Raw genomic sequence first — 17376 nt, forward strand, 5'->3', positions numbered from 1 at the left:
GTAAGCATTCCAAAAAAATAACCAGACCCGAAAAAGGGTCTGGTTATAAAAATATTTAAAATTATCGAAGCAATTGAAGAACCCCTTGAGGTACTTGATTTGCCTGAGCAAGCATTGCTTGTGCTGCTTGTGTAAGGATGTTGTTTTTCGTAAATTCCATCATTTCTTTTGCCATATCTACATCGCGGATTCGGGATTCCGCTGCTGTCAAGTTTTCTGAAGTAGCTCCCAAGTTGTTAATAGTATGTTCTAAACGGTTTTGAATTGCACCAAGTTTAGAACGTTCTGTTGATACTTGTTCAATTGCTTTATCAATAGCTGTGATAGCTTTATTTGCATTTGTAACGGTATCTACTTTAACACTAGCAATTTTTAAAGATGTTGTTCCTAATGCATTTGCATTCATAGTTCCGATTGTTACTGTAATAGATTGCCCACTATTGGCTCCAATATGGAATTTTTTACCAGAAAAAGTACCGTCTAATAGATTTTGTGTGTTAAATTCTGTATTACCTGCTATACGATTGATTTCAGAAACAAGCGCATCAATTTCATCTTGAATGGCAGTACGGTCAGCTGTTACATTCGTATCATTCGCAGCTTGTACAGCAAGCTCACGCATACGTTGAAGGATGGCATGAGTTTCTGTTAGAGCTCCTTCAGCAGTTTGAATTAAAGAAATGCCGTCTTGAGCATTTTTTTGTGCCATTTCCAAACCACGGATTTGGCCGCGCATTTTTTCAGAGATCGCAAGACCTGCTGCATCGTCGCCAGCGCGGTTGATGCGGTAGCCGGAAGAAAGTTTTTCAAGGTTTTTCGCAGTTTGTGTGTTGTTAAATGAAAGTTGGCGGTAAGTGTTTAACGCCGAGATGTTGTGGTTAATTCTCATGATTTTTTCCTCCTTGAATTGTTGTTTTCCACTTCCATGTGGTTTTGTGCGAGCAGCGTCGGCCGCCGCTGCTCTTTACATGTTTTATATCGGATTGTTTTTTTGATGTTTAATAGGGTTTAAAGAAAAAATGGGACTTTTTTAATAGAAAAATAAAATGGTTGAACATCCTTGTTTGATTACGGTTTTTACAGTTTCAAACCTCAGGTTTATTTTTTGTTGAGCTTTTCTTGAAAATGTTTTAACAGGTCAAGGTCGGTGCAGGAAGCCGCGCTGTTTTCTGTTTGAATGGCGTCATATATTTCCTTTCGGTGGACATCGATTTGTTTCGGAGCTTTAATGCCGAGTTTGACTTGATCGCCTTCGATGGCGGTGATGGTTATTTCGATGTTGTCGCCGATAATGATGGATTCGTTCAGCTTTCTTGTTAAAATGAGCACGGCTTCACACCTCCTTCTGTTCCATAAGTGGATGCTTCGTTTTATAAGTAGTGCCTGTTAAAATCACTTGCTTGGCCCGTTTGTTTTTCTGGTTGATGATGATTGGTGCAAGCAGATTGGCGGTTGTGTTTTCGAACGGGTCTTCTAACGTTAAAATTACATAGACAGCGACATCTTGTTCCGACTCGATTTCCAGCTGCTCAATCGTGGCATCGTCTAAGTCGATAGCATAGTCTTTGAAAAATAAAAAAGGAATTGTCATGACAAAAGCAAGTTCCTTTGTGTTGACCGATTGCAAAATAAAAAATGGCGATTCGGCGCCAAATGGCAAAAGCACAAATTCCTTTTCATCTAAAAACCCCGGAATTCCCGATGGAAATTGGATGATGCTGTCGCTTGCGGCTTCTATTTCGCCATGATATTTTGTCTTAAGTCTCATGTTCTCACAACCTTCATATGTTCATTTCAAAGTTTTGTCCTTTAAAGGTGAGATTGGCAAAGCCGATTTTTAACTTTTGGTATTGGGCGATTTTTATATCGACTCTGCCACGGTCGTAATGAATGATCGGCTTATTGGGAATGGCGCGAAATTCAGCTTTTTTCAGATGCCAATTAATATCAAGCTTGCTTGGTTCGTAATCAAATTTCACACTGAACAATGATGGAATCCAGCCGACATTCACTTCATACATCGGGGATTCGCTGTTTTCTTTCGCTTGATCAGCCAGCGGGCTGCCGCCGTTTTCAATTTTCATCAGTTCATCTCCTTGCTCTGCGAGGCGGGCAATACCTTCAAGCCAAGCTTGATAGCCTTCCTCAGCTATTTTTTCAATGAAACGGAACGTGTCAGCTAAATTTCGATCTTCCCACGCTTTCGTTTGATCGATTGTCAATTTTCCAGGAGTGCGGTTGATTTCCATCGCTACTTTCGCCGGCTGCAAATCGATATCCGCTTTCGGCTGTTTGATTGACTGCTTTCCAGGAGTGGTGCTAATCGCAATTTTCGCCATTTGGCTTTCCATTCTAATTTGCGGCAGGAGCATTTCTCTCACCTCGACTGACAACAAAAGTTTTAAAGCAGAAAAGAAATTCTCTTCGAAGAAACAAAAATTCAACAGACAATAATAAGCAAGTGCTTCAACTATCCTATGCAATGGAAGTTCCTTCAAGGGGCTCTCGTCAAAAATATGAATGACTAACAAGACTATACCGTTCTAATCAACGAAAAGTGGAATTTCTTCAGTAAACTATGTACCTCTTTTAGCAGTCAAAAAACATGGAACAAAAGCAAGGCATAACGATGAACAAAAAGGACCTTTATGCAGGTCCTTTCGCTCTCACATTATCGCAAAAAATCAACTAAGTTTGGCTGAATGATGCGGGCGCTGACAGCAAGCGCTGCTCTGTGCGCGCTTTCTTGCTCTTTCAAGTCGATGATGACCCGTTCAATGTCGGCATCTTCATTGTCCGACAAAATTTTAGTAGAGATTACTTCCTGTTGACCGATTCGGTTTTCCATCTGCTCGATCCGGTTGTAGCGGGCGCCAAGCTCAGCCCGTTCTGCACTGAGAGCATTAATATGGTCATCAAGCTGGCCGAGCAGGTTGTCCAGGTTCGTTGTGTCGTTGTTTTCCAAAGCATTTTGAATGTCTTGAATTGTATCAAACAATGCTTGGTTAAAGACATTGTCAGGCGTTATATTCACTTGGATTTGAATGTTTTTTGAAAGCTCGATTTTAAACGGTTCATTGTTGTTATTAACGACAGGCGGGTCACCGCTGACAGGCGCTGAGTCTGTTTTCGTTCCATTAAAAATATAGCGGCCGGCCACTTGTGTGTTGGCAACAGCAACAAGGTCGTCTTTAATTTGTTTCAATTCGCGGGCAACCGCATCACGTTCGTCTTCTGAATTTGTATCGTTTTTTGTCCGAATCAAAAGCTCGCGTATTCGTTGCAGCCCTTGGTTGGCCTGTTCTAATCCCGCTTCAGAATTTTCGATCCAAAGGTAAGCCTCTGATAAATTTCGTTTATATTGTTCAACTTCCTTTAAGTTTGTCCGATAGTACAATCCTTTCATTGCTACAACGGGATCTTGGGACGGGCGGTTGATTTTTTTTCCTGTCAACATCTGATCTTGATATTTTCCCAGCAGCTCATAGCTTTTACTTAAATGGCGGAGTGAGTTTTGCGCAAGCATCGATTGAGTGACACGCATATGCTGCACCTCTCTTTCATTAAATAAATTTTTTGTATGAATTCATAACGTGCAAATAGTACATTTCTTATATGATTTGCACTTCATCGCCTTATTTCATTTCATACATTCTGAACCCGACAATTTTTGCTTTCATTTTCCACTATGGTTATTCAACAGTCAATTTTACTTTATCTCCCGACCAGTCCCATGCCGTTTATAATTCGGTCTAAAATTTCATCTTGCAAAGTGATCATTCTTGCTGCGGCGTTGTACATATGCTGAAATTGGATCATGTTTGTCATTTCTTCGTCTAATGAAACGGAGCTGACGGATTTGCGGCGTTGTTCAACAGATGAAACTAAGGTTTCTGAATTTTCCTTCATCCGCTCCGCTTCTTGTGTCATAACAGCCATTTCGCCGATAACAGCTTCAAAATAACTTTGAAACGAAGTATTTTTTACTTCTGCAAGCTTCAGCGCATTTTGGCCGTTGCCGATTTCTCCTGTAGCAGAAGCTGCAATTCGATCGCGATTCATATCATCCGATACTTTAATGGCAGCCGCAGCGCCTTTAGGAGAGCTTAAACCTCCGAGATCAAAGAAATCGCGTTGTGTTTGAACGCCGTTGTTTATGTCCTCAAGGCTCCATCCGTTTCTGTGGACAGTGTTAAATGCGTTCGCAAAATCATATGCCATTTGATCTAAATCTGACATCATGCTAGGATAGATGCCGCGTTCAATCGTGCTGCCTATGTTCGTATAGCCGTGCGCCTCGATTAAGCCTTTTAAACTTCCATTGATGTTTAAATTTTCAACAAAATCGTCTGCCCCTATCATTCTTCCACCAACAGAAATAGATTCGATAAGACCGTTCGTCTTGGATTCATTGAGGCTAAATTGTCTTACTTTGTATCTATTTCCGTCGACAAGGGTGATTGGCGGTTCGAAGCCAGCAAGCTCGACAGTTACTTTTCCTTCGGCTACTTTCAAAGCGTTGCCTCCGCTTTCAACCGGCGTCACTTTAATATCAATATAAGAAGAAAGCTCATCCAATAATCGATCGCGCTCATCATACAAATCGTTTGGCAAATAACCATTCGGTTCTACTTCGCCGATTTGTTTGTTAATTTGGTTGATTTGCTCAAGCAAAGAGTTGATCTTCGTTGTTGCGACATCGAGTTCGTTGCGTAAATCTTTCTGATTATGCTTTAATGATTCCGCCAAATAATTGAACGTTTCTGTAACAGCTCTTCCGCGCTCAAGGACAACAGAGCGGGCACCCAAGTTGGAAGGATTGGCCGCCAAATCTTGCAGCGATTGCCAAAAGATATCCATCGTTTCGTTCAAGCCTGTCTCGTTCAGCTCGTTCATCACATCTTCCATTCTTGATAATGCGTTGAATCTAGAGCTCCAGTAGCCAAGCTTAGAATTTTCGCCGCGATATTGTACATCAAGATAGCGGTCGCGGATCCGCTGCACTGTTTGTGTATCCACCCCTGTTCCAAACTGCCCAGGGATATCAGCTCGAAAACGACCTGGTGTCGGATACGCTTGCTTTTGCACAAGGTTTACTCTCTGCCGCGAATATCCAGGTGTCTCGGCATTTGCTACATTATGTCCAATTGTATATAAAGCGCTTTGTGCGGCATACAATCCGCTTCTAGCCGCTTCCAGTCCAAAAAATGTTGATACCATTGCGAATTCCCCCGTTAAATTTTTGAATCAAACCATGAACGCCGTTTCGATTGCTTCGATTCTTGATTCGGATTCGTGTAATTCGGCGATGCTTCCTCCGGCATGAAAAGATCAAGCGTTAAATTCACAACCTGCAATGCTTGCAATGCCAGTTGTTGATTGACAAAATTCGCGTTTTTCAAATTAGCCAATACGTTTGTCAATTTTTCTTTTAGATTTATCAACCGTTCTTTATCCTCATTTTCCGCTTTTTCAATACAGGCGGAAATCGTTAAATCGTCTTCTCTTTCTAAAAAGCAAGCCGCTGCTTTGATCCGTTCCTTTTCAGCATTTTCAAGCTGCATTACATATTTCTGCTCTTCCTTTAAAAGCTGCATTAATTGATTAACATCATCTTTTTTCAGCAAATCCGTTTTTTTTACTGCCAAGTTATACAATTGTTCATGAATGATTAACTGCTTTTCTAAAACGTTAATTAAATTGGCAAGAGACACGAAAACGTCCTCCCCGCAAAATTCAATACAATCATATTTACCGATACTTCGTTCAAAACATTGACAAGATGATCCAAAGCCGGACATGAAAAATAATTTTTTGTTGTAAAGATGAAGATGCTAAAAATGCAGAAATGTACAATATAGTTGCCCAGCACATTTTCATTCTGTTCCAAATCAAAAATCGAAACAGGCTGCTTCGTACGCAACCAAATCAAAAACCGAAACGGATTGGCGCAATTTATTCTTCATTTTTTTTCTTATAAAATTGGATCATGCTTTTCGCGATCAGGTCTGGGGCGATTTTGTAAGTCCCACTTTCAATTTCTTTTTTTATCGCCTGCACTTTTTCTTGGCGCTGAAGATCAAAACCGCTCGTCTGCTGAAGCTGTTTTGCCTGCTTGGATATTTCCACTCTATCTTTTTGGACTTCCACTTTCATCTGCTTGCTGGCATCCATTTGCTTTTGATAAGGATTAACGTTTGATGACCGATAGCTGTGAATCTTCATGGACACCGCCTCCTTTCCTGCTCTAATGGAACGATTGTTTCAGCTGGAAATCTATCTCTATATTCATTATCGGATCGATAGAGGGATTTGTTAACGTTTTTCATTATTTTTCGGTTGGATAGCGTAGTATGTTTGCATCTTCTCTTTCTCCTCCTGAAACTGCTCTTCTCTTTCCATTTGCTCAATTTGAGACTGTATTTCCTTTTTGCAAGAAACACAAAGTTTTCCCTCGCGAATAAATTTGCCGCACCGTGAACAAGGATAACCAAGGTTCGGGAAGTTCGCCAGTTGAATGCGTCCTTGATGAATAAACTTCAGTATTAAGTCCTCTTCCACTCCTGTTTTTTCCACAACTTCAGTAATGGTCGATCTGCGGTTTTCCTTTTTTCTCAAAAAGTTATATACTGTTTCAAATGCCTTTTCTTCCTCTTGGTAGCAAGCATCACATATTGAACGAAGCCGCGTTTTGACAAACAAGGAACCACATTTTGGGCAGTTTGCTAATTCCCCCATAAAAATCCACCTTTCAAAAATCTTCCTATTATTATTATTTTATATCGGAAAAACGGATTTGTCATTTAGCTGCGGACAAGCGTAAATGATTCGACACTTTTCGCACCAGCGTTCATCAGCTGCTTTGCAGCTTGGCGTACCGTTGCGCCTGTTGTGTAAATGTCATCGATGATAACAATATGTTGACCATGTACTTGTTTTGGATCTGTTACAGTAAACATATTTTTCGTCTTCATTCGGTCGATCCGTGATTTTTTTGATTGTTTTGCTGCATCTGTTTTGCGCAAAGGCTCAATAATCGGAAGCTGAAGGAGCTGGGCCAATAATTTTGCTTGATTAAATCCACGTTCCAAAAGCCTTTCTTCACCTAATGGGATGGGAACGAGAATCATCGATTTGTCGAAGTGATGGCGAAATGCTTTCACAAAAGGTTCGGAAAACATCTGCACCAATATCGCATCCCCGCGGAATTTAAACCTAGCAAGCACTTCTTTCATAAATTCATTATATTGAAAAACAGAGCGGTTTTTCTTTATCACTCCATGATAGTCAGGATGTTTTTCCCAAGCCGCGCAATCAGTACAATACTCGGCTTTTTCGCTTTGCCTCCCGCACATTGGACAAATGGGGCCTGATATAACGTTTAGCTTGCTGGAGCATTCTTCGCATAAAACAGGGTCTTTTTCGAGGAAAAAAAGCCGCCTCCAAGTCAAGCGGACATCTATACTTTTAAAACAATAAAGACATCTTCCCATATTTCGCATCAAGCCTTCCTATTATCACATCGTGGGTTTTCTGAAACAATTCTTGCGCATTCTGCCAGGCTGACAAGAAGAGATGTCATTTGCTGCCGATCAAAAAATTCCGCTCTTACATATGTAATTTTATCTTCACTCGTTACATAACGGGGCTGAACTCTATTTAACACTAGAGCTAAAACATCATTGCGGCAAGTTGGGCACGTGCATTCCATATGAAATTGGTCAATATATTCATCTAGCAATTCTTCCATAATTTTTTCCAGAGCGTTTACTATCATGTCCTCACCCCAAATATATGATCTCTAATCTGTATTATATTGGATCATACTGGAAAAAGGAATTTCTTTTTTCAGCCAAAATTGAAAATATTTTCCCAACTTTACACATTCTGTATCGTTTCCTTCATTTTCTAAATACTAACGCTTTAACAAATCTTCCTTTGCCGCTTCCCGATTCATAGCAAGAATATGGTGTTTCGCTGCAATCATTTCATTTGTTTTGCCATAATGGAAAAAGATAACGGAGCCTGTTGGATTGTTCATGCTCCGTCCAACACGGCCGGATATTTGAACAAGGGCACTTTCTGTAAAAATGGTTTCTTCTGCTCCTAAAACAGCTGCATCAGTTCCAGGAACTGTTACACCCCTTTCCAAAATGGTAGTTGTGACAATGATCGGAATCCGGCCATTTCGAAATGCCCGAACCTTTTCTTTCCTTTGGGGATCTTCGGCATGTACTCCTTCAACCGCTGAATTCAATTTTTTTAGTAACGGAACGACATCATGAAGCACTTTGATTTCCGGTACAAATAGAAAAGCTTGTCTTTCCTTTTGCATTTGTTCGGCTGCCCATGTGATGATATTTTTCGGCAGCTTTCCTTTCTCCAATCTTTTTTTCCAATTGCCGCACCATTTGAATTCAGGAACAGGTAGGGGATAACCATGGTATCGAGCAGGGATTTTCACAATTTCGGAAGGCTTAAAATGCTGCTTAATTGATGAGGAGGGAGTCGCAGTTAAATAAATAAGGGAGCTGTTTCGTTTGCGTGCTTTTTCAACCGCAAATTGCAAAGCAGAATCTACAGAATATGGAAAAGCATCCACTTCGTCAAGAATCACCACGTCAAAGGCTTCTTTATACCGAAGAAGCTGATGAGTCGTTGAAATGGTAATTGGGCTCAGCTTCAAACGATCTTCGCTTCCTCCGTAAAGCACTGCCACATCGATGCTCGGAAAAATGTTTTTCAAACGCGGTCCAAGCTCCAAAACAACATCCGTACGCGGTGCAGCAATGCAAACAAATAGCCCTTTCTGCAAAGCTGTGTTTATGCCGGCAAACAGCACCTCTGTTTTTCCTGCTCCGCAAACTGCCCAAATGAGACAGTCTGTACGCTGCAAAACGGACTCCGCAATCCGGTCAGATGCTCTTTTTTGCGCCGGAGACAGTTCACCATCCCATTGCAAAAAGTTTGTTTGATCCGATTGGATCGAATGTTTTTCCTCCTTCTCGCGTCTTGGAAAACTAACAAGCTTTGAGCATTCACTTACTCGCCCCATCATGATGCAGTTCCGGCAATAATGACAAAACTTTCCGCACTTTGCACAGTCAAAGCCTGCAAATAAAAAGGGCTGATCATTTCCACATCGATTGCAATAAAAAAAACCGGATTTTTTCACAACGCCTTGTGCTATTTCAACGAAGGGGGCATTTTGAACGGCATCCATTGAAAACGGGAGCTCATTTGAAAGGAGATGTCTTCCGAGAAGATGTTTTTGAAGATCATGATCATGCATATAAAACCTCCGCTTGTACATACCATATTGTTCCTTACTATTATTTTTTACCTTATATTTTCTGAAAAATCAATATATTTATTCAATTGATCTTATTGCTTTTCGTCCGAATGAAAGATGCTAGATGAATCATTTATATCCTTCATTTCTGTAAAAAATAAAAGGTGCTTTTTGCACCTTCAGATGGTCAGACACCGTTCCATTTTTTGGTGAATCGCACCTTTTCTCGTTTTGAAGGGGAAGTTCTTTTAAGAGGATGGATACAGCCATTTATCACAATGGGTTTAACGTTTTCTTGCAATTACTTTTTATACCAGCAGAGACCCATAGCTCCCTCTCCTAAATGAGTTCCAATGACAGCGCCAAAATAGCTGATAATAAATTCAGAATTTGGATATTTACTTTCGAGCTCCTCTTTCATTTTTTTGGCATCCTCCGGTCTGTTGGCATGAATGACAGCCGCCCGCACCGGATGTTTGCTTGCAGCTTCGTCAAATAATTGATAGATACGTTGGATTGCTTTTTTGCGCGTACGAATTTTTTCATACGGCACGATCACTTTATCAACAAAATGAAGAAGAGGCTTCAGTTGCAGCAGGTTCCCTATTAAAGCTTGAGCTCCGGTTAATCGTCCGCCGCGCTGAAGATGAGAAAGATCGTCCACCATAAAATAAGCATCCATTGATTTTTTAATTTCATCAAGGCGAGCGATGATCTCTTCCGGTTTTTTCCCTTCCTTTGCCATTTTCGCTGCTTCAATTGCATAGAATCCCTGAGCCATACAGCTTATTTCCGAATCGTAAGGATATACCTTAATGCTGTCTACCATTTGACCTGCTGTGACAGCACCATTGTAAGTGCCGCTGATACCGCTTGAAAGATGAATGCTGATGACTGCATCATATTCTTTCGATAAGCTTTCAAACAACTCGACAAATTCACCAACTGGCGGCTGAGAAGTTGTAGGCAGCTCTTTCTGGCGCTTTATTTCTTCCCAAAAACTCTCTGCTGTCATATCTATCTCTTCACGATAAGACTCGTCTCCAAAAATAACGCTAAGAGGAATCATATGTATGCCATGCCTCTTTCGAACTTCTTCAGGAATGTAAGCAGTACTATCTGTTACAATCGCAATTTGCATCATGTTTTTCCTTTCCTTTTAATAATTTCATTCTCTCCTTTATAAGACTATTTTATAAAAAATGCAAGCTTTTATCATTAACTTTGCCGGATTTCCATGAAACTGCAAGAGGATGAAAAATATTTTTTAGCTGTTTCAAAGTCTTTATACTGCCATTTATGCGGATTTCGTTTTGTCGATCGGCTCATTACGATTTTCGTTGAGGTTATTCTTATGAGGTCTACACCTTTTTAAAGGATTTTTGAGCAGCTTAAACGGAGCTTTTATGTGGATTCCAATTGCGGTTACCAATTTTACTGAATTTTTTCTTGTTTCTGAGCAAACCGGCCTCTTCCCAGCGCCTGTAGTTATTTGAAGAGGCCGTTATGCTTCCTGTTGATACATTTTCACCTAAGTTGATTCTGCAAAACCGGAACGTTGAATGTAATGCTTCCTATGATTCATTCTCGTAGCTTCTGATCAAAACATTTCTCTGGTCAGGATCCGAATAGATTGACAAGTTGCCAAATGATATTATGTTTCCAGCCGTAATGAAGAAATGCAATTGAATTCATTTATCAACGCTGGACAATCAGCCAAGTCGGAAAAAACAATATAGATACACCAAGCAAAATTGGTATTTAGAAATCAATCTCACTTTCACGGTTTGACGATTCAAATCGTTCAAAATTAATCGCCATGGAAAATATGTAACTTTACTTAACTTCCACCCAGCCGTTTTTAATGGCAAGAACTACAGCTTGTGTTCGATCGTTGCAATTTAATTTTTGCAAAATGTTGCTGACATGGTTTTTCACCGTTTTTTCGCTAATGAACAGCGTTTCACCGATTCTTCTATTGCTTTTTCCATCAGCAAGCATTTGCAAAACTTCACACTCACGTCGTGTTAAAATATGAAGAGGGCGCCGGACTGTAGCTGGAATTTGTCCATTATTGGCTGATGACAGACGGCGGAACTCATTGACTAGATTGTGAGTTACTTTTGGATGTAAATAGCTTCCTCCCTCTGCCACGATTTTAACTGCTTCTACTAAAGTGTCAGCATCCATTTCCTTCAATAAATATCCTCTCGCTCCGGTCTTCAAAGCATGTATCACATAATTTTCATCATCGTGGATCGATAATATAATAACCTTCGTATCCGGATATGAATTAACCAGCTGCTTAGTAGCTTCAACGCCATTTACACCAGGCATATTAATATCCATAATGACAACATCCGGCATATAGCTTTCAACAACTGTTAAAGCTTCACTGCCGTCATAAGCTTCCGCAACCACTTCAAAATTAGGCTCAAAATCAAGAATACGTTTTATACCTTCCCGAAACAGCGCATGGTCATCTATTATGACAATTTTAACTTGATTATTCATTTACAATCCTCCCCATTATTATTTTTTCAGTGATGTATGCATGAAGTCAATCAGACCATTTCTCTATTTCATAGATTAGTAGGCAATTGAATAATAATGAACGTTCCTTTTCCGGGTGCAGAATGGACTGCCATTTTCCCATTCAACAGCTCCACTCGTTCTTTCATTCCCATTAAACCGAATGACTCCTTTTTTTCTTTAAACACTTTCTTTACATCAAAGCCTTTGCCGTCGTCTTTTATTGCAACATTTACTTGGTTTGGACGGACTTCAAATTTAACGTCAATTTGCTTTGCTTCCGCATGCTTCAAAGCGTTCGTTACAGATTCTTGAACTAACCGGAACAAGGCCACTTCAAATTTCGCCGGAAGCCGTTTTTCTTCCACATCACTGATGTTTTGAAAATTGATTTTTATGTCTTTTTCATATTCTTGAATAGTAGAAAGGTACTTTCTAAGTGTTGGAATGAGACCTAAATCATCCAAAGCCATAGGCCTTAAGTCGTATATAATGCGCCGAACCTCAGATAACGCATTTCTCACCATTATTTTCAAATTTTGAACTTCCTGAAACCCTTCTGCAGTCCCTTTTTCCCGAAAAACTCGTTCAATCAGATCAGAGCGCATCAAAACATTTGCAAGCATTTGAGCTGGTCCGTCATGTATTTCACGTGACACCCGTTTCCGTTCTTCTTCCTGCGCTTCTATAATTCTTAAGCCAAAGGCTTGTTTTTTCTTTGCATCTTCCAGCAAATCGCCAACCTGCCGCAAATCTTGGTTTAAATATTGCAGCACAACAGTAATTTGACCTACTATGACCTCTGCTCGTTCAATCATTTCTTTTAATGATAAAAGCCGGCGGTCCAATTCATCCCGCCGTTTTCTTAATTGTTTTTCTTTTTCTTGGAGCATGGCCAGTTCAATTTGAATATTTTGCGCTTTTTCATAGGCATTCAAAATATCTTGTTCTGAAAACTTGTTGAAGTTGCGGCTGACTTCCACGAGGCGCTGCCGTGCGATTTTCGATTGAATCGTCAGCTTATCGGTTTGCTCTATCACCTCACTTACTTGCTCTTTCACTTCTTCCAATTCTTCTACTATTTTCTCATACTCTGTGCGGGATTTTTCACCGATTTCAAAAATTTGATCTTTGCTTGATTGGACGGTTTCGATCATTTTATTTAAAATATCGTCTATTACAGCAGAATCTATTTTTTTGGAGTTCACAGCCTTTTCCTCCATTTTAAAAAAGTTGTTACAAAAACTTTATCAGTTCATAATTGAAGTAAAAATTTTGTCGTTTTATAATATTCTAATGTGAGTGTTTTTTTATAAAAAAAGTCGATTTTTGTCAAAAAAAGTTATGCCGTTTTGTTTCTTCTGCGGAGGTGATACACAATGCTTTCCTCCTATTATACCGTAGCTGGCTTTGGAGAGCATGAAATCGTGATTCAAAAATCACGATTTATCTGCTATATTAATCGTGCCAAAACTGAGAAAGAAGCTCAAGAGTTTATTGATACAATCAAAAAAAAACATTGGGATGCCACACATAACTGCTCCGCATATTTAATTGGAGAGCATGACCAAATTCAAAAAGCGAACGACGACGGAGAGCCAAGCGGAACAGCAGGAGTGCCGATGCTTGAAGTGTTGAAAAAGAAACAACTAAAAGACACTGTCGTTGTTGTCACCCGTTACTTCGGCGGGATTAAACTCGGCGCCGGCGGGCTGATCCGTGCATACGGAAAGGCTGTTTCAGAAGCCATTGACCACGTTGGCATCATCGAACGCAAGCTAATGAAAATTATTCGCACTACATTCGATTACAGCTTTCTCGGCAAAATCGAAAACGAATTGCGCTCGTCTGTCTATAAGCTGAAAGACATCTACTATACCGATCATGTTGAAGTTGAAACATATGTAGAGGAAGGCCAGGTTCAAAGCTTCAAAGACTGGATGACCGATCTCACCAATGGGAAATGTGTGATCCAGGAGGGGGATTTCGTTTATTTGGAGGAGAAAATCTAATTTTTTTATGGAGGAAATTATATGAAACGTCAACAATTGAAAAAAACACGAAAGAGAAAAAAGAGAAAATTATTTAAACGAATTGTGCAGCTTTTTATTTTAATTTTGTTAGTGTTTGCCGGCTACACAGGATATACATTTTGGAAAGTTTATAATTCCGCTTATGACGATTTGGATCGGGTGAAATCAAAACTGCGCGATGCGGCGGTTACGATATCGAATGACCCTGTTTCCATTTTGATTATGGGTGTTGAAGACTACTCCAGCGGCGGCAAAGGTGGGCGGTCGGACACTTTAATGGTTGCCACGTTTAATCCAAAAGATGAAACGATGAAACTGTTAAGTATTCCAAGGGATACAAGAGTTTATATAAAAGAAAAGGATAAGAAAACAAAAATTAATCATGCATATTCCTACGGTGGCAAAGAGTTGACAATCGAAACAGTCGAAGACTTTTTAAACATTCCTATTGACTATTATGTGACAGTCAATTTTGAAGGATTTAAAAATATTATAGATATTCTTGGCGGAATTGAAGTCGATGTTCCATTTGACTTTAAACAAAACAGTGACGACAGAGTCGCAGAGAAGCTTGAATTTAAAGAAGGACCGATGACTTTGGACGGTCGTCATGCTCTTGCCTACGCAAGAATGCGGCTTGAAGATCCGCGCGGAGACCTCGGAAGAAATGAAAGACAGCAGCAGGTCGTAATGGCAGTAATTGATAAACTTTCCTCTATCGGAACTATTACGAAAATTGATAAATTAACAGATGAAATCGGCGATAACGTAGAAACAAATATGAAAGTAACCGAGTTGCTAGCTTTTTACAAAAAATATTCAGATTTTAATTCTTCCAAAATCGAGCAAGTAAAATTAGAAGGCACACCAGAATATATAAATGGCGTTTCCTATTATATCGTAGACGATGAATCCCTTGCGGAGGTACAACATGATCTGCAAGATCACCTAAATTTTCAATTGAATAATAGGGCTTCCCTCGAATAAATGAAAAAAGGGACGTCCGAGAAATCTTAAATAAAGCCAGTGGAAAAAATGAGCTGTTTTTTCCACCGGCTTTTGTAATTTTTTCGATTTTTTGCTGAAAACAGTCGCCGACTATTTTAAGATGTATATTGCCGAGCCGTGCAAACGTATAAGACAGATTCCCCTAAAGGAAAAAGCTGTCAATCTTTTGACAGCTTTTTATATTTGGCAAAGGTTATGAATTATCTTTTTGCGGTTTATTTAAAGAAAATATTTTTTTCAACATATTAAGAAAAGGTTTTTGATTTTCTCCGATTAACCCAACTATCTCAGCACCGATTTGAATTATAATAATCAGCACAATCATAATGATCAACGATGCCCATAATGTCGCATGAGTAAAGAGAATCGCTGAAACGCCGAAGCATGCGCTTATTAAATAAATGATTAGCACCGATGTCCGATGACTAAATCCTAAATCAACTAAGCAATAATGCAGATGATGTTTATCAGCCATTGTAATGCTTTGCTTGTTCAAAATTCTTCTAATGATCGCAAAAATAGTATCAAATAATGGGATGGCCAGCACAATAATCGGAATGACAAAACTGAACAGCGCAACATTTTTAAACAATCCTAACATCGAAATGATCGCGACCGAATAGCCTAAAAACATTGCGCCCGTATCGCCCATAAATATTTTGGCAGGATAAAAATTATGGACAAGAAATCCTAACGTGCTGCCGATGAGAATGACAGACAGAGCAACAACAACTAAACGGCCATCCATAAATCCCATAATCATAATGCTTGTCAAGGCAATCGCTGTGACTCCTGCCGCAAGACCATCTAATCCATCTATCAAGTTAATGGCATTCGTAACGCCGACAATCCACAAAATTGTCAAAGGATAGCTAAGATATTCTTCTATGTAAACCGTTCCAACAAACGGCAATGTTACTTTATCAATCAAAAGCCCTGATGTCACGACAACGAATGCAGCCAACAATTGCCCGCATAATTTCTGTTTCGGTGTCAAAGTAAAAATATCGTCTAAAATGCCAGTAATTAAAACTATAGTAGCCCCTAAAATAATTTTTAACATGTGAGGATCATCCGGCTGCAAGTACAGAAAACCGATCACCACTGCAAAAAAAATGGCGAGCCCGCCTAAACGGGGCATAACTTTTGTGTGAACTTTTCTTCCTTCTGGATAATCCACTGCATTTATTTTTAAAGCCAATTTTTTTACAAAAGGTGTAAGCAATGCCGCAATAACGAATGTTAAAATAAAGGCTATTATATATTGGGAATAATTCATATAATCCCCCACTCATTGCAAGAAGTATTCACTTCTTTCATCATAGCAGAAATGGCGAAACTTTCAACAATATTATTTTTAAATTTTTATAACTATTTTATGACTCATTTATTTTTGAAACGATTGGTAAAAATCAAGCAGTTTATTCCCTTCACTTTTCCAATTAAAGCTTTTTAAAAATTCGTTTCTCCCTCTTTCCCTCATTTGATTTAACTGGTCCTGACCGCATTGCAAAAAGAACAGAATGGCATCCGCTATCTCTTTCGGATTTTCAGGGTCGACCGCTCTACCGCTTCCTGCTTTTTTCAGCACCCGATCATAATGCGGAAAATTTGATGCAATTGGAATAACACCGCCTGCTAAATATTCAAAAATTTTATTAGGCAAACAAACAAGATGATTCGGAACAGGCAAATAAGGAATAATCCCTATCGATGCCTTTTCTAAATATGTTTGGATTTCCTCATATGAAACCTTTCCCAGCAAATTGAATTTGGCTCTCAAGTCCATATTGACGGATTTTATCTTTTATTTCTTTCTCAAAAGATTCTGCTTCAAACCCGCCGACAAACAGCAGCTTTGCATCCATTTTTTCAGAAACGATCTTGAATGCCTCAATTAATTCCCGAATGCCTCTTATAGGTGTAATCCCGCCTAAATATAAAATAAGTTTTGGATCCTTTTGATTGATGCTGAGTTGTTCAAACATTTCAAGCAAAGGGTAGTTTTCAATTTTGCAGCTTTTATATTTTTTATATCTTTCCCCTACTTCATCTGTTGTATAGATAACCCCGGAAATAAACTGCAAAGAAATTTTCTCAATAATCTCATATGCGATTCGAACAGGAATTTTGACCCATTTTTTTAAATATTTTTTGCTCATAATCGCATTCGGATAATGCTCATGAACATCAAAAATTACAATTTTACGTGTTATAAGCCTTAACAAAACCCCTACAGGGAGCAATTCCGGATCATGAAAATGATAAACATCTGCGTTCGTTTTTATTGCTTTTTTTATAATAGAAAATGTATGTAAAAAACGTTTCCATTCTTTCTTCGGTTTATCAATCGGAATCAGTTGTATATTATCATGTTCAATTATTTTTTCCGGTTTTGGAGCAATCAGCGTAACCTCGTAGCCGGCTTTTTGCAGCGTTTTGCACTGTTTATGATAAATTCTTCCATCATAAGCATGATGGACTGTTGTTAACACGCACACTTTTGTCATA

Annotated in this window: 20 protein-coding genes; 2 read left to right on the forward strand and 18 right to left on the reverse strand. The window is 39.3% G+C overall.

The annotated features are described in order from the left end of the window. Positions 1-61 precede the first annotated feature (61 nt). The 15 genes from hag to ACVIJU_RS18190 form a co-directional block, all read right to left on the reverse strand. Complete coding sequence (gene hag / locus ACVIJU_RS18120; protein ID WP_456687853.1) at positions 62-889, reverse strand: flagellin Hag; 828 nt, start codon at positions 887-889, stop codon at positions 62-64. A gap of 209 nt (positions 890-1098) precedes the next feature. After that, positions 1099-1329: a carbon storage regulator CsrA gene (gene csrA / locus ACVIJU_RS18125; protein ID WP_063386291.1), complete on the reverse strand. Its 231-nt coding sequence runs from the start codon at positions 1327-1329 to the stop codon at positions 1099-1101. Positions 1330-1333: 4 nt separating this feature from the next. Then, a complete protein-coding gene (gene fliW / locus ACVIJU_RS18130) occupies positions 1334-1768 on the reverse strand; it encodes a flagellar assembly protein FliW (RefSeq protein WP_339194229.1) in 435 nt (144 codons plus the stop codon). Positions 1769-1781: 13 nt separating this feature from the next. Then, on the reverse strand, positions 1782-2483 hold the full coding sequence (locus ACVIJU_RS18135; RefSeq protein ID WP_456687854.1) for a DUF6470 family protein: 702 nt from the start codon (positions 2481-2483) through the stop codon (positions 1782-1784). Positions 2484-2671: 188 nt separating this feature from the next. Continuing rightward, positions 2672-3544: a flagellar hook-associated protein FlgL gene (flgL, locus tag ACVIJU_RS18140; RefSeq protein ID WP_063386294.1), complete on the reverse strand. Its 873-nt coding sequence runs from the start codon at positions 3542-3544 to the stop codon at positions 2672-2674. Positions 3545-3714: 170 nt separating this feature from the next. Further along, entirely contained in the window at positions 3715-5220 is a 1506-nt protein-coding gene (gene flgK, locus ACVIJU_RS18145; protein WP_456687855.1) for a flagellar hook-associated protein FlgK, read from the reverse strand. A gap of 14 nt (positions 5221-5234) precedes the next feature. Next, entirely contained in the window at positions 5235-5714 is a 480-nt protein-coding gene (locus tag ACVIJU_RS18150) for a flagellar protein FlgN (protein ID WP_066246862.1), read from the reverse strand. A 241-nt stretch (positions 5715-5955) separates the two neighbouring features. Next, positions 5956-6225, reverse strand: coding sequence for a flagellar biosynthesis anti-sigma factor FlgM (flgM, locus tag ACVIJU_RS18155; RefSeq protein WP_063386297.1), 270 nt, complete (start codon positions 6223-6225; stop codon positions 5956-5958). Positions 6226-6315: 90 nt separating this feature from the next. Further along, complete coding sequence (locus ACVIJU_RS18160; RefSeq protein WP_063386298.1) at positions 6316-6738, reverse strand: TIGR03826 family flagellar region protein; 423 nt, start codon at positions 6736-6738, stop codon at positions 6316-6318. A gap of 65 nt (positions 6739-6803) precedes the next feature. After that, on the reverse strand, positions 6804-7502 hold the full coding sequence (locus tag ACVIJU_RS18165) for a ComF family protein (protein WP_314736872.1): 699 nt from the start codon (positions 7500-7502) through the stop codon (positions 6804-6806). Beyond that, positions 7502-7777 (reverse strand): late competence development ComFB family protein, encoded by a 276-nt coding sequence (locus tag ACVIJU_RS18170; protein WP_063386299.1) that lies wholly within the window; start codon positions 7775-7777, stop codon positions 7502-7504. The genes ACVIJU_RS18165 and ACVIJU_RS18170 overlap by 1 nt, the downstream gene beginning before the upstream one ends. 138 nt (positions 7778-7915) lie before the next feature. Next, positions 7916-9292 carry a DEAD/DEAH box helicase gene (locus ACVIJU_RS18175; RefSeq protein ID WP_456687856.1) on the reverse strand — a complete coding sequence of 459 codons (1377 nt, stop codon included), beginning with the start codon at positions 9290-9292 and terminating at the stop codon, positions 7916-7918. A gap of 301 nt (positions 9293-9593) precedes the next feature. Next, positions 9594-10433 carry a DegV family protein gene (locus tag ACVIJU_RS18180; RefSeq protein WP_066247016.1) on the reverse strand — a complete coding sequence of 280 codons (840 nt, stop codon included), beginning with the start codon at positions 10431-10433 and terminating at the stop codon, positions 9594-9596. Positions 10434-11128: 695 nt separating this feature from the next. Continuing rightward, the gene (locus tag ACVIJU_RS18185; protein WP_063386301.1) at positions 11129-11806 is read right to left on the reverse strand and encodes a response regulator; all 678 of its coding nucleotides are present in this window, start codon (positions 11804-11806) and stop codon (positions 11129-11131) included. A 68-nt stretch (positions 11807-11874) separates the two neighbouring features. Next, the gene (locus tag ACVIJU_RS18190; protein ID WP_130158076.1) at positions 11875-13032 is read right to left on the reverse strand and encodes a sensor histidine kinase; all 1158 of its coding nucleotides are present in this window, start codon (positions 13030-13032) and stop codon (positions 11875-11877) included. A gap of 171 nt (positions 13033-13203) precedes the next feature. Between ACVIJU_RS18190 and ACVIJU_RS18195 the strand changes: the two genes are divergently transcribed. Together ACVIJU_RS18195 and ACVIJU_RS18200 are read left to right on the forward strand one after the other, a co-directional pair. Further along, the gene (locus tag ACVIJU_RS18195) at positions 13204-13836 is read left to right on the forward strand and encodes a YigZ family protein (protein ID WP_327847928.1); all 633 of its coding nucleotides are present in this window, start codon (positions 13204-13206) and stop codon (positions 13834-13836) included. A 21-nt stretch (positions 13837-13857) separates the two neighbouring features. Beyond that, a complete protein-coding gene (locus tag ACVIJU_RS18200; RefSeq protein WP_063386304.1) occupies positions 13858-14844 on the forward strand; it encodes an LCP family protein in 987 nt (328 codons plus the stop codon). A 214-nt stretch (positions 14845-15058) separates the two neighbouring features. Here the strand turns inward: ACVIJU_RS18200 and ACVIJU_RS18205 are convergent, their stop codons facing one another. From ACVIJU_RS18205 to ACVIJU_RS18215, 3 genes are all read right to left on the reverse strand, one after another. Next, positions 15059-16144: a glycosyltransferase family 4 protein gene (locus ACVIJU_RS18205; RefSeq protein ID WP_327856585.1), complete on the reverse strand. Its 1086-nt coding sequence runs from the start codon at positions 16142-16144 to the stop codon at positions 15059-15061. Positions 16145-16252: 108 nt separating this feature from the next. Next, a complete protein-coding gene (locus tag ACVIJU_RS18210) occupies positions 16253-16630 on the reverse strand; it encodes a glycosyltransferase (protein WP_456687857.1) in 378 nt (125 codons plus the stop codon). Continuing rightward, positions 16608-17375 (reverse strand): glycosyltransferase, encoded by a 768-nt coding sequence (locus tag ACVIJU_RS18215; protein ID WP_456687858.1) that lies wholly within the window; start codon positions 17373-17375, stop codon positions 16608-16610. The genes ACVIJU_RS18210 and ACVIJU_RS18215 overlap by 23 nt, the downstream gene beginning before the upstream one ends. Position 17376: the final 1 nt, after the last annotated feature.

The sequence above is a fragment of the Aeribacillus sp. SP014 genome, assembly GCF_054055575.1.

What these genes read in the sequence shown, in the direction of transcription:
- hag (WP_456687853.1), bottom strand. Translation starts at nt 889, where the DNA reads ATGAGAATTAACCACAACATCTCGGCGTTAAACACTTACCGCCAACTT.
- fliW (WP_339194229.1), bottom strand. Translation starts at nt 1,768, where the DNA reads ATGAGACTTAAGACAAAATATCATGGCGAAATAGAAGCCGCAAGCGAC.
- flgL (WP_063386294.1), bottom strand. Translation starts at nt 3,544, where the DNA reads ATGCGTGTCACTCAATCGATGCTTGCGCAAAACTCACTCCGCCATTTA.
- flgK (WP_456687855.1), bottom strand. Translation starts at nt 5,220, where the DNA reads ATGGTATCAACATTTTTTGGACTGGAAGCGGCTAGAAGCGGATTGTAT.
- flgM (WP_063386297.1), bottom strand. Translation starts at nt 6,225, where the DNA reads ATGAAGATTCACAGCTATCGGTCATCAAACGTTAATCCTTATCAAAAG.
- ACVIJU_RS18160 (WP_063386298.1), bottom strand. Translation starts at nt 6,738, where the DNA reads ATGGGGGAATTAGCAAACTGCCCAAAATGTGGTTCCTTGTTTGTCAAA.
- ACVIJU_RS18165 (WP_314736872.1), bottom strand. Translation starts at nt 7,502, where the DNA reads ATGCGAAATATGGGAAGATGTCTTTATTGTTTTAAAAGTATAGATGTC.
- ACVIJU_RS18170 (WP_063386299.1), bottom strand. Translation starts at nt 7,777, where the DNA reads ATGATAGTAAACGCTCTGGAAAAAATTATGGAAGAATTGCTAGATGAA.
- ACVIJU_RS18175 (WP_456687856.1), bottom strand. Translation starts at nt 9,292, where the DNA reads ATGCATGATCATGATCTTCAAAAACATCTTCTCGGAAGACATCTCCTT.
- ACVIJU_RS18180 (WP_066247016.1), bottom strand. Translation starts at nt 10,433, where the DNA reads ATGCAAATTGCGATTGTAACAGATAGTACTGCTTACATTCCTGAAGAA.
- ACVIJU_RS18185 (WP_063386301.1), bottom strand. Translation starts at nt 11,806, where the DNA reads ATGAATAATCAAGTTAAAATTGTCATAATAGATGACCATGCGCTGTTT.
- ACVIJU_RS18195 (WP_327847928.1), top strand. Translation starts at nt 13,204, where the DNA reads ATGCTTTCCTCCTATTATACCGTAGCTGGCTTTGGAGAGCATGAAATC.
- ACVIJU_RS18200 (WP_063386304.1), top strand. Translation starts at nt 13,858, where the DNA reads ATGAAACGTCAACAATTGAAAAAAACACGAAAGAGAAAAAAGAGAAAA.
- ACVIJU_RS18205 (WP_327856585.1), bottom strand. Translation starts at nt 16,144, where the DNA reads ATGAATTATTCCCAATATATAATAGCCTTTATTTTAACATTCGTTATT.
- ACVIJU_RS18215 (WP_456687858.1), bottom strand. Translation starts at nt 17,375, where the DNA reads ATGACAAAAGTGTGCGTGTTAACAACAGTCCATCATGCTTATGATGGA.